Raw genomic sequence first — 12007 nt, 5'->3', positions numbered from 1 at the left:
TGACACTCGGCCGAGTCCGCGGGCGCACCTGGGGGAGCCATGAGCGTGACCGAGCGCTACAGAACGGCGTGGGAGGGGTTCTGGGAGGACGCTCCCGAGGAGCCGGGGGCCGTCTTCTGGGACGCCGAACCCGTCCTCACCGTGGGGCTCCACCTCGCACTGTTCGAACCCGAGCTGGCGCGGCCGGGGCTGCCGCTGGTGGATCTCGGGTGCGGCAACGGCACGCAGACCCGCTTCCTCGCCGACCGCTACCGGAAGGTGATCGGCGCGGACCTCTCGGCCGCGGCGCTCGACCGCGCCCGGCACGCGGACCCCGCGGGACAGGTCGACTTCCGGCAACTGGACGCCACGAACGCGGCACAGGTGGCGGCCCTGCACGCCGAGCTGGGCGACGTGAACGTCTACATGCGCGGCGTTCTGCACCAGTGCGAGCCGGAGGACCGGCAGCCGCTCGTAGACGCGGTCACCACGCTGATCGGCGAGGGCGGGCGCGCTTTCGTCGTCGAACCGGCGGAGCGCGCCGGGGAGATCCTGCGGGACCTCGCACGCCATCCGGCGGGGCCGCCGCCGAAGCTGGCCCCGGTCTTCGGGCACGGTCTCGCCCCGGGCGAGGTCGCCGACGCGTCCGTGCCCGGGTACGTCACGGCGGCGGGCCTCACCGTCCTCGCGTCGGGCGAGCTGCCGCTGCTGACCACGGAGTACACGGCCGACGGAAACCGGATCGAGCTGCCGTCGAGGTGGCTGGTGGTGGGCCGACGCGACCGGCACTGAAGCCCGCATGGTGAACGGGGCCCACGGGGCGCGGCGCGAGGAGATCGTCGCCGCTTTCCGGGCCGACGTGCACCGGCTCGGCGCCCCACGACGCGTTCAACGGCGGGCACGATCACGACTGTTGACGCGGGGGCGTCGGCTGACGCCCTCGTGCGGATGCCGAACCCCTGACCAGGGGGACGGGAAGCACTCCAGTGGTCTAGACCCGTGAGAGTGCCGAGCGGTTGTCCACAGGCCTGGTGGGCGGCGCCGGGATCCGCGTACGGTGCTGGTCATGAAGATCCTCATCAGCGCCGACATGGAGGGCGCCACGGGTGTGACCTGGCCCGCGGACGTGCTGCCCGGCACACCGCAGTGGGAGCGCTGCCGGTCGATGTTCACCTCGGACGTGAACGCGGCGGTGCTCGGCTTCCTCGACGGCGGCGCCGACGAGGTCCTCGTCAACGAGGCGCACTGGACCATGCGCAACCTGCTCCTGGAACAGCTCGACGACCGCGCCGAGATGCTCACCGGCCGCCACAAGTCGCTCTCCATGGTCGAGGGCGTCCAGCACGGGGACGTCGACGGCATCGCGTTCATCGGCTACCACGCGGGCGCCGGCATGGAGGGCGTCCTCGCCCACACCTACCTCGCCAACCAGATCACCGGCGTGTGGGTCAACGAGGTACGGGCCAGCGAGGGCCTGCTCAACGCGCACGTGGTCGCCGAGTACGGCGTCCCCGTCGTCCTCGTCACCGGCGACGACCACGCCTGCGACGACGCGCTCGGCTACGCCCCCGAGGCCCGCAAGGTCGCCGTCAAGGACCACGTCTCCCGGTACGCGGCGGTGTGCCGCACCCCCGCGCGCACGGCCGCCGACATCCGGGCCGCCGCCAAGGACGCCGCGTCGCTCGCCGTGCGGTACGAGCCCGTGCGCGGCGGACCGTTCACGATCGAGGTCGAGTTCGACGCCGAGCACCTCGCCATGGCGTCGACCGTCGTCCCCGGCGTCGAGCGCGTCGGGGAACGTAGGATCGCGTACACCCACGAGACCATGTACGAAGGCATCCGCACCTTCAAGGCGGTCACCACGATCGCCTCGGCCGCGGTGGAGGAACAGTATGGCTGAGCAGCACCTTCCGACGATCGACGAGAAGGCGCTCGACGAAGTCGTCACCTTCACCTCCGAGCTGATCCGGATCGACACCACCAACCGGGGCGGCGGCGACTGCAAGGAGCGCCCCGCCGCCGAGTACGCGGCGGCCCTGCTCTCCGAGGCGGGCCTGGAGCCGACGATCCTGGAGCGCACCCCGGGCCGCGGCAACGTGGTGGCGCGCATCGCGGGCACCGACCCCTCCGCCGACGCGCTCCTGGTCCACGGCCACCTCGACGTCGTGCCGGCCGAGGCCGCCGACTGGAGCGTGGACCCGTTCTCCGGCGAGATCCGCGACGGCGTGGTGTGGGGGCGCGGCGCCGTCGACATGAAGAACATGGACGCGATGATCCTCGCGACGATCCGGCACTGGGCCCGCGTCGGGTACCGGCCCCGCCGCGACATCGTCATCGCCTTCACCGCCGACGAGGAGGCCAGTGCCGAGGACGGCTCCGGCTTCCTCGCCGACCGGCATGCCGACCTCTTCGAGGGCTGTACGGAGGGCATCAGCGAGTCCGGCGCCTACACCTTCCACGACGGCGCGGGCAAGCAGATCTACCCCATCGGCGCGGGCGAGCGCGGCACCGGCTGGCTCAGGCTCACCGCGCGCGGCAGGGCGGGCCACGGCTCCAAGGTGAACGCGGCGAACGCGGTGACGCGCCTCGCCGCCGCCGTCACCCGCATCGGCGCCCACGAGTGGCCCATCCGCCTCACCCCCACCGTCCGCGCCGCCCTCAGTGAACTCGCCGCTCTGTACGGCATCGAGGCCGACGTCCACGCCGCCGACTTCGACGCCGACGCGCTGCTCACCAAGCTCGGCCCGGCCGCGAAGCTCGTCGAGGCGACCGTGCGCAACAGCACCAACCCGACGATGCTGTCCGCCGGCTACAAGGTCAACGTCATCCCCGGCGAGGCCGTCGCCCACGTCGACGGGCGGTTCCTGCCCGGCGCCGAGGACGAGTTCCGGGCCGCGCTCGACCAGCTCACCGGGGTGGACGTCGACTGGGAGTTCCTCCACCGCGAGGTCGCGCTCCAGGCGCCCGTCGACTCGCCCACGTTCGGCAAGCTGCGCGCCGCCGTCGAGGCGTTCGCACCCGAGGGACACACCGTCCCGTACTGCATGTCCGGCGGCACCGACGCCAAGCAGTTCTCCCGGCTCGGCATCACCGGCTACGGCTTCGCCCCGCTCAAGCTCCCCGAGGGCTTCGACTACCAGGCGCTCTTCCACGGGGTCGACGAACGCGTCCCCGTCGAGGCACTGCACTTCGGGGTGCGTGTACTGGACCGGTTCTTGCGCTCGGCATAGGCACGGCCCCGACACACGCGACGCACTAGGAAAAGACGGAGGACACGAAGAACATGGAGGGTCCGGAGTAAATGGGGGGCGGGGACGACATGGTGCAGACGCGAGGCCACGGCTCCTGGCCGTCGCCGATCGACGCCGCGCTGGCCGCGGCGCACGACGGCAGGCCGGAGTACGTGGGGTTCGTCGGCGACGAGCCCTGGTGGACCGAGCCACGGCCCACCGAGGCGGGCCGCCGCGCCCTCGTGCGCCGCAGGCCCGACGGCACGGAGCAGTCCGTCCTGCCCGCGCCGTGGAACGTGCGCAGCCGCGTCATCGAGTACGGCGGCCGCCCCTGGGCCGGCGCCGACCGCCCCGAGGGCCCGCTCCTCGTCTTCGTGAACTTCGCCGATCAGCGCCTGTACGCGTACGAGCCCGAGGCCCCCGGAGCCGAGCCGCGCCCGCTCACCCCGGTCTCGGCCGTCGGCGGCGGGCTGCGCTGGGCCGACCCGCGGCTCCACCTCGACCGGGGCGAGCTGTGGTGCGTCCTGGAGGAGTTCACCGGCGAGGGCCCCACCGACGTGCGGCGCGTGGTCGCCGCCGTCCCGCTCGACGGCTCGGCCGCCGAGGACCGCACCGCCGTACGGGAACTGAGCGACGGCACCCACCGCTTCGTCACCGGCGCCCGGCTCTCCCCGGACGGCCGGCGCGCGGCGTGGATCGCCTGGGACCACCCGCGGATGCCCTGGGACGGCACGGAGCTGCTGGTCGCGGACGTCACGGACGACGGCACCTTCGGCCCCGCGCGGACCGTCGCGGGCGGCCCCGAGGAGTCGATCTGCCAGGCGGAGTGGGCGCCGGACGGCACGCTCCTCTACTCCGGTGACGCGAGCGGCTGGTGGAACCTGTACCGGCTCGACGCCGACCTGGGCGCGGCCCGGCCGCTGTGCCCGCGCGAGGAGGAGTTCGGCGGGCCGCTGTGGAAGATCGGCCTGAGCTGGTTCAAGCCGCTGGAGGCCGGGCTCGTCGCCGTCGTGCACGGCGTCGGCGCCACCGCGCTCGGCGTCCTCGACCCGGAGACCGGCGAGGTCGTCGACACGGCGGGCCCCTGGACCGACTGGTCCTCCTCGCTCGCCGTGCACGGCACACGCGTCGTCGGCGTCGCCGCGAGCCCGCGCACCGCGCCCGAGGTCGTCGAGCTCGACACCGCCACCGGGCGCGCCCGCGTCATCGGCGCCGCGCACCAGGACCCCGTCGACCCCGCGTACTACCCCGAACCGCAGATCCGCACCTTCGAGGGCCCCGACGGCCGCTCCGTCCACGCCCACATCTACCCGCCGCACAGCCCCACGCACGCCGCGCCCGACGAGGAGCTGCCCCCGTACGTCGTCTGGGCGCACGGCGGCCCGACCAGCCACGCCCCGCTCGTCCTCGACCTGGAGATCGCCTACTTCACCTCGCGCGGCATCGGCGTCGCCGAGGTCAACTACGGCGGCTCCACCGGATACGGGCGCGCGTACCGCAACCGGCTGCGCGAACAGTGGGGCGTCGTCGACGTCGAGGACTGCGCGGCCGTCGCCCTCGCCCTCGCCGCCGAGGGCACCGCCGACCGCGACCGGCTCGCCATGCGCGGCGGCAGCGCGGGCGGCTGGACGAGCGCGGCGTCCCTCACGAGCACGGACGTCTACGCCTGCGGCACGGTGATCTACCCGATCCTCGACCTCACCGCCTGGGGCAGCGGCGAGACCCACGACTTCGAGTCGCAGTACCTGGAGACGCTCGTCGGCCCGCTCGCCGAGGTCCCCGCGCGCTACGCCGAACGCTCACCGGCGGAACACGCCGACCGCCTGACGGCGCCCTTCCTGCTCCTCCAGGGACTCGACGACGTGATCTGCCCGCCCGCGCAGTGTGAGCGGTTCCTCGAACAGGTAGAGAGCGAGGGACGGCGGGTGCCGCACGCGTACATCGCCTTCGAGGGGGAGGGGCACGGGTTCCGGCGGGCCGAGACGATGGTGCGGGCACTGGAGGCGGAGCTCTCCCTGTACGCGCAGGTGTTCCGGCTCGACGTGCCCGGTGTTCCGACGCTGGAGCTCACCAAGTGACGGCCGCGGCGTCGTCGATCCGTCCCCCGCGTCTCGTCCCCGGGGCCCGGGTCGCCGTCGTCGCGCCGAGCGGGCCCGTGCCGGAGGACCGGTTGCAGGCCGGGCTCGACCTCCTGCGGGGCTGGGACCTGGACCCGGTCGTCATGCCGCACGTCCTGGACGTCCACCCGGAGCTGGACTATCTGGCGGGGTCGGACGCGGACCGGGCGGCCGATCTGCAGCGGGCCTGGTGCGACCCCTCGTTCGACGCGGTGCTGTGCGCGCGGGGCGGCTACGGGGCCCAGCGCATGGTCGACCTGCTCGGCTGGGCCGCGATGCGGGCGGCGCGGCCCAAGGTGTTCGTCGGGTACAGCGACATCACCGCGCTGCACGAGGCGTTCGCGGTGCGGCTGGGCGTCTCGACCCTGCACGGGCCGATGGTCGCGGCGGCCGACTTCCTGAAGAACGCGCGGGCGCAGGACCACTTGCGGGCCACGCTCTTCGAACCCGAGTCCGTTCAGGTGATCCGGGGTGTCGAGGGCGCGGGGGTTCTCGTGCCCGGGGTCGCGCGGGGCGTGACGCTGGGCGGGTGCCTGTCGCTGCTCGCCGCGGATGCCGGAGTGCGGGGGGCCCGGCCGTCCGCGCGGGGTGGGCTGTTGTGCCTGGAGGACGTGGGCGAGGAGGCGTACCGGGTCGACCGGTATCTCACGCAGTTGCTCCGCGCGGGGTGGCTGGACGGGGTCGGCGGCATCGTGCTCGGCTCCTGGGCGCAGTGCGAGGCGCTCCGCGGGGTGCTGGTGGATCGGCTGGGCGGGGTCGGGGTGCCGGTGGTGGAGGAGTTCGGGTTCGGGCACGGGGAGGGGGCGCTGACGGTGCCCTTCGGGGTGGCGGGCCGGTTGGACGCCGGGGCGTTGACGCTGACGCTGGATGTGCCGGCGTTGAGGTGAGGCGCGACGCACGCGTGTGCCGGCTCATTGTCGACTCGCGCCCGCGCCGCCGCCGTGCCCGCTCGCGCAGTTCCCCGCGCCCCTGAAGGCAAGCGGCTCCGCCGCGCCTTCCCACGGCCGCTGCCACACCCCTGTGACGGCCGACGCAGATGACGCGCCCCCGAGATGGCGCACGGAGTGCGCATCTCAGGGGCGCGGGGAACGGCGCGAGCAACTACGACGACACCCGCACCCGAGATCCGATGGGATGGCGCACGAAGTGCGCATCTCAGGGGCGCGGGGAACTGCGCGAGCAACCACGACGACACCCGCACCCGAGATCCGATGGGATGGCGCACGGAGTGCGCATCCTGGGGGCGCGGGGAACGGCGCGACCAGCCATCACGACACCCGCACCCCAAGAACGCCCCGCCCCCTGTACGGCGAATGGACCACCCGCACCGAAAACGCCCGCCCACCCATTGACCACCCCCTGACACGTGTCACACCATGACGACGCCCCAAACTTACCGGTCGGTACAACCCGCGTGGAGGCCAACGTGTCCCGAGCCGTCCCCAGAGCCCTCGGCACCCTCGGCACCCTCGGCGCGGCCGCACTCCTCGTCCCCCTCACCCTGACCACCCCCACCTCAGCCGCAACCACAGCCCCGACCCCGGCCCCGGCCCCACCCACACCCCGCACCTACACCGTCACCCCCCTCAAGTTCACCGTCCCCACCGGCGGCAGCCGATGTGTCATCGACGCCGATCTCTACCGCCCCGCCGGGACCGACGCCGAGCACCCCGCCCCCGCCGTCCTCACCACCAACGGCTTCGGCGGCAGCAAGTCGGACGGCTCCACCGACGCCACGGGCAGGGCGTTCGCGCGGCGCGGCTACGTCGGACTGGCCTACTCGGGGCTCGGGTTCGGCAAGTCCGGCTGCCTCATCTCCCTGAACGACCCCCGCATCGACGGAACGGCCGCCTCCGCCCTGGTCGACTTCCTCGCCGGTACCCGCGCCGCCGACGACGGCACCACGGTCGACTACGTGACGGCCGACAGGAGGGGCGACCCGCGCGTCGGCATGATCGGCGGCTCGTACGGGGGCGCGATCCAGTTGGCGACGGCCGCCGTGGACCACCGGGTGGACGCGCTGGTCCCGATGATCACCTGGAACGACCTGGCCTACTCGCTGGCCCCGCAGAACGCCGCCGACCGGGACGTCCCCGGCGTCTTCAAGTGGCAGTGGACCAACGCGTTCTTCCTGATGGGCGAGGGGCAGCCGCTCCTCCAGCCCGCGCTGGACCCCTCCCGAGTCAACCGCCTCCCCTGCCTGCATTTCGTGGACGACGCCTGCGCGACGATCCGCACGCTCAACTCGGGTCGCTACCCCGCCGACACCACCAAGGCGCTGCTCGACTACGCGCGCGGCGTGTCCCCGGTCTCGTACCTGAAGGACGTGAAGGCGCCGACGCTGCTCGTGCAGGGGCAGGCAGACAGCCTGTTCAACCTCAACGAGGCGACCGCCAACTACGAGACGCTGCGCGCGCAGGGCACCCCGGCCAAGATGATCTGGCAGTCCTGGGGCCACAGCGGCGGACGCACCGACCCCGAAAGCGGTGAACTCAACTTCGGTCGGGACAACTTGGAGACCAGCTACGTCGGCAGGCGGATCCTCGCCTGGTTCGACCGCTACCTCCGCCACCACAAGGGCACCGATACCGGACCCGCCTTCGCCTACTACCGCGACTGGACCGACGACCCCGCCACGGCCTACGCCACCGCCCCCACCCTCCCCGGCCTCTCGAAGAAGCTGTATCTGTCCGGCGACGGCAAACTCGTCGACAACGCGAAGAAGGTGGCCAGGGGCAGCCGTACGTACAGCAACTGGCCGTTCCCCACCAGCCACTCCGAGTCCTCCCTCGCCGGGCTCACCGGAGCCTCCGACCCCGCCCCGCGCGACACCCGCGGCACCTACCTCGACTGGACCACGGAGCCGCTGGCCACCGCGACCGATGTCGTCGGCGCTCCGAAGGCGACGCTGAAGGTGATCTCGCCGAGGGCCGAGCGCGCGCAGCGCTCCGCCGACGCCGCCGACAAGCTCGTCCTGTTCGCCAAGGTGTACGACGTCGCGCCGGACGGCACGAAGACGCTCGTGCACCGGCTGGTCGCCCCGGTCCGCGTCCCGGACGTCACGCGCCCCTTCACCGTCACGCTCCCCGGCATCGTGCACCGCTACGAGAAGGGGCACCGCATCCAGTTCGTGATCGCCGCGAGCGACGACGCGTACGGCGGCAACAAGGGGATCAAGCCGGTCACGGTCGCGAGCGCGCCGGGGAAGGCGGGCACGGTGGAGCTGCCCGTCGTCGGCCGGTAGCCCGCCCCGCCGTCACCCGTACGGGCCCCGGCCGCTGCGCGATCGCCCGCTGTCCGCCCATGCTGGGCGAAGAGACGGCGACGGAAGGGTCCACGATGAGCCCGAAGGACAGCGTGAGCTCCGACAAGGGCGGCGGCTCCGGCGCGTTCACCCCGGCCAGGATCGCCGTCCTGGTCCTGGCCGTCGCCGTGGTGGTCTTCATCTTCGAGAACACCCGCGAGGTCAGGATCCGGCTGCTCGTCCCCGAGGTCACGATGCCGCTCTACATGGCCCTCCTGGCGGTCGCCGTGATCGGGGCCGTCTGCGGGGGCTACGCCGTCGGCAGGAGACGTAGATAGGGCTGGCCGCGGTCGTCTGCGTAGGGTGGTTCGATGGCCGCTCACCTGCTCGAAGGACCCCGTGTCGCGCTGCGCCACATCGCCCTCGCCGACGCCGACGAGTTCACCGCGCGGGCCCGCGAGAGCCAGGAGCTGCACCGGCCCTGGCTCTTCCCGCCGCTGACGGGGGAGGCGTTCGCCGCGTACGCGGGACAGCTCGTCGAGGACCCGACGAGGCACGGCCTCCTCGTGTGCGAGCGCGACGGCGGCGCCATCGCCGGGTACATCAACATCAACAACATCGTCCTGGGCGGCTTCCGCAGCGGCACCCTCGGCTACGGCGCCTTCGCGCACGCCGCCCGGCGCGGGCTGATGACGGAGGGGCTCGGGCTCGTCGTCCGGTACGCGTTCGGAACCCTCGGGCTGCACCGCCTCGAGATCAACGTGCAGCCCGGCAACGCCGCGTCCCTCGCGCTCGCCCGCCGCGCCGGTTTCCGCCTGGAGGGCTACTCCCCGGACTTCCTCTTCGTCGACGGGGCCTGGCGCGACCACGAGCGGTGGGCGCTGACCACGGAGATGACCGGCGCCGCCTTTGCGCAATCCTGACCGGGGCGGCCCCTGGTCAGCTCGGCGTCCACCCTGTTCCATGGTCATCGGGGGCGGGCCGCGCCCCGCGACACCGGGAGGCCGCCATGACCGTCGTACGACGCGAGGTACTGACGCTGCCGGGCGCGGCACCGGGCCCGGTCAACCCGCTGCCGCCGCTGCGGCCCCTCACCGAGGCGCACGAGACCTACGAGCTGAACGAGCGGGCCAGGGAGAGCCTGCCCCTCGACATGGCCCGCCAGCTCGGCTACGAGCCGCTGCGCAGCGTCCTGCCCGAACGGATACGTGACGGCTACGGGCGCGACCGGGCGCCCCTCGACCTCGACACCGTCGTCATCGAGAACGACCGCCTGAGGGTGACGGTGCTGCCCGGACTCGGTGGCCGGATCGCGTCCCTGTTCCACAAGCCGACCGGGCGCGAACTCCTCTACCGCAACCCCGTGTTCCAGCCCGCCGCCTTCGCGCTCAACGGCGCCTGGTTCTCCGGCGGCATCGAGTGGAACATCGGCGCCACCGGCCACTCCACGCTCTCCTGCGCGCCCCTGCACGCCGCCCGCACCACCGCGCCCGACGGCACGGAGATGGTGCGGCTGTGGGAGTGGGAGCGCCTGCGCGACCTGCCGTTCCAGGTCGACCTGTGGCTCCCGGAGGGCTCCGACTTCCTCTACGTGGGCGTCCGCGTCCGCAATCCGCACGAGAAGCCCGCGCCCGTGTACTGGTGGTCGAACATCGCCGTGCCCGAGGAGCGCCGGGTGCTCGCCCCGGCGCGCGAGGCCTGGCACTTCGGCTACGAGCGGGCGCTGCGCCGCGTCCCCGTGCCCGAGCACGGCGGCGTCGACCGTACGTACCCCCTGAACAGCGCATACTCCGCCGACTACTTCTACGAGATCGAGGACGGGCGGCGCCGCTGGATCACCGCCCTCGACGACGCGGGGCAGGGGCTCGTCCACACGTCGACGGATGTGCTGCGTGGCCGGAAACTGTTCCTGTGGGGCAGCGGGCGCGGTGGCCGCCGCTGGCAGGAGTGGCTGACCGAGCCCGGCACCGGCGGCTACGCGGAGATCCAGGCGGGCCTCGCGCGCACGCAGCTGGAGCACGTACGGCTGGAGGCGGAGGGCGAGCTGAGCTGGCTGGAGGCGTACGGGCCGCTGGACACCGACGCGGCGGCCGTGCACGCGGCCGATGACTGGGCCGGGGCGGTCGGCGAGGTCGAGACGCGGCTCGAACAGGCGCTGCCGCGCGCCCGCGTCGAAGCCATGTACGACGCGTGGCGGCCGCACGCCGACTCCGAACCGGGGCAGCGGCTCGCCGTCGGGTCCGGGTGGGGCGCGCTCGAAGTGCTGCGTACGGGGTGGAAGCCGGCCGGGACGCCGTTCGACGAGTCGACGCTGGGGGAGGAGCAGGCGCCCTGGCGGGAGCTCCTGGAGACGGGTGTCTTCCCCGAACCGCGCCGGGTCGGCGCGCCCGGGCCCACGCTCACCGCGCCCGCCTGGCGGGACATGCTGGAGACGGCGCCCGCCCGGCCGCTGTCCGAGTACCACCTGGGTGTCGCGCAGTGGCACGCGGGCGACCGCGCGCAGGCCGTGCGGAGTTGGGAGCGCGGCCTCGAACTGGCCGCGTCCGACTGGCCGTTCCTGCGCTGCCTCGCGGTGGCCGACGCCACCGACGGGCACCTGGAGCGGGCCGCCGACCGGTACGCCGAAGCCTTCGACGACCTGTGCGCGGAGCGGCGGGACGCGGGGGAGGCGTGGGTGACGGCGACGGCCGCGCTCGGGCGCGAGGCGATCGAGGCGCTGCTCGCCGTGGACCGGGTCGCCCAGGCGCGGCGCGTCTGGGACGGGCTGCACGCGGCCACGCGGGAGCGCGGCCGGTTCCGCCTCATCGAGGTCCGGCTCCTCCTCGCCGAGGGCGACGTGGAGGCCGCGCGGGGCGTCTTCGAGGCCGGGTTCGAGGTCGCGGACCTGCGCGAGGGCGCCGAGGTGCTCGGCGAGCTGTGGGCGCGCGTCGCACCGGGCGAACCCCTGCCCGCCCGCTACGACTTCCGCAGACGCCCCGCGCCCAAGGACCCGGAGCACCCGGAGGACCGGGAGAGCTAGGACCCGGTCGTCACCTGACGGTCCACGTACTCGAAGATCGAGCCGTCGGGGTGCAGCGCGATGAGGTTGCGCCCCGCCGGGGTGGCGACCGGGCCCGCGACGACCTTCGCGCCCGCCGACATCAGGACCGCGTGCGCCTCGTCCACGTCATGGACGGCGATCGTGGCCGACACCTTGCGCAGCACCTCCAGCTCGTGCTCGGGTCCGCTCATGAGGAGGAAGCAGCCGACGGCGGCGACCGCGACCCCGCCGCGCTCGAAGCGCATCGCCTTGCTGCCCGTGAGCTGTTCGTAGAACGTCACTGAGGACTCCAGGTCCTCGACGCAGACGCGCAGCGTAGTGCCCAGAATCTCCATACGGACGAGCCTAGTTGACGCGCCGTCCGGACGTGATCACTTCCGGCCGCTCGTTACCCGGG

At 73.3% G+C, this 12007-nt stretch carries 10 protein-coding genes; 9 read left to right on the top strand and 1 reads right to left on the bottom strand.

What is annotated here, in order from left to right; all coding sequences use genetic code 11:
* The first annotated feature begins 39 nt into the window (after nucleotides 1–39).
* The 9 genes from ABZ877_RS20050 (at nucleotide 40) to ABZ877_RS20010 (ending at nucleotide 11589) form a co-directional block, all read left to right on the top strand.
* On the top strand, nucleotides 40–771 hold the full coding sequence (locus ABZ877_RS20050) for a class I SAM-dependent methyltransferase (protein ID WP_361072802.1): 732 nt from the start codon (nucleotides 40–42) through the stop codon (nucleotides 769–771).
* A 274-nt stretch (nucleotides 772–1045) separates the two neighbouring features.
* Nucleotides 1046–1879 carry a M55 family metallopeptidase gene (locus ABZ877_RS20045; RefSeq protein ID WP_361072799.1) on the top strand — a complete coding sequence of 278 codons (834 nt, stop codon included), beginning with the start codon at nucleotides 1046–1048 and terminating at the stop codon, nucleotides 1877–1879.
* Nucleotides 1872–3209 (top strand): M20/M25/M40 family metallo-hydrolase, encoded by a 1338-nt coding sequence (locus ABZ877_RS20040; RefSeq protein WP_361072796.1) that lies wholly within the window; start codon nucleotides 1872–1874, stop codon nucleotides 3207–3209. Before ABZ877_RS20045 ends, ABZ877_RS20040 begins: the two co-directional genes overlap by 8 nt.
* An 89-nt stretch (nucleotides 3210–3298) precedes the next feature.
* Nucleotides 3299–5287 carry an LpqB family beta-propeller domain-containing protein gene (locus ABZ877_RS20035; RefSeq protein WP_361072793.1) on the top strand — a complete coding sequence of 663 codons (1989 nt, stop codon included), beginning with the start codon at nucleotides 3299–3301 and terminating at the stop codon, nucleotides 5285–5287.
* Nucleotides 5284–6213: an LD-carboxypeptidase gene (locus tag ABZ877_RS20030; protein WP_361072789.1), complete on the top strand. Its 930-nt coding sequence runs from the start codon at nucleotides 5284–5286 to the stop codon at nucleotides 6211–6213. Before ABZ877_RS20035 ends, ABZ877_RS20030 begins: the two co-directional genes overlap by 4 nt.
* A gap of 539 nt (nucleotides 6214–6752) precedes the next feature.
* Entirely contained in the window at nucleotides 6753–8570 is a 1818-nt protein-coding gene (locus ABZ877_RS20025) for a CocE/NonD family hydrolase (protein WP_361072786.1), read from the top strand.
* A 95-nt stretch (nucleotides 8571–8665) separates the two neighbouring features.
* On the top strand, nucleotides 8666–8908 hold the full coding sequence (locus ABZ877_RS20020; protein WP_361072783.1) for a LapA family protein: 243 nt from the start codon (nucleotides 8666–8668) through the stop codon (nucleotides 8906–8908).
* Between the two features lie 33 nt (nucleotides 8909–8941).
* Complete coding sequence (locus ABZ877_RS20015) at nucleotides 8942–9493, top strand: GNAT family protein (RefSeq protein ID WP_361072780.1); 552 nt, start codon at nucleotides 8942–8944, stop codon at nucleotides 9491–9493.
* Nucleotides 9494–9579: 86 nt separating this feature from the next.
* Nucleotides 9580–11589: a DUF5107 domain-containing protein gene (locus ABZ877_RS20010; RefSeq protein ID WP_361072777.1), complete on the top strand. Its 2010-nt coding sequence runs from the start codon at nucleotides 9580–9582 to the stop codon at nucleotides 11587–11589.
* On the opposite strand, the gene ABZ877_RS20005 is transcribed toward ABZ877_RS20010, so the two are convergent.
* On the bottom strand, nucleotides 11586–11945 hold the full coding sequence (locus ABZ877_RS20005) for a VOC family protein (protein ID WP_361072774.1): 360 nt from the start codon (nucleotides 11943–11945) through the stop codon (nucleotides 11586–11588). The two genes, ABZ877_RS20010 and ABZ877_RS20005, sit on opposite strands and share 4 nt — an antisense overlap.
* Nucleotides 11946–12007: the final 62 nt, after the last annotated feature.

Source organism: Streptomyces sp. NPDC046939 (assembly GCF_040644575.1).
GTDB lineage: Bacteria > Actinomycetota > Actinomycetes > Streptomycetales > Streptomycetaceae > Streptomyces.
Note: the sequence above shows the minus strand (reverse complement) of the source record. Positions and strands in the feature narration are given on the sequence as shown.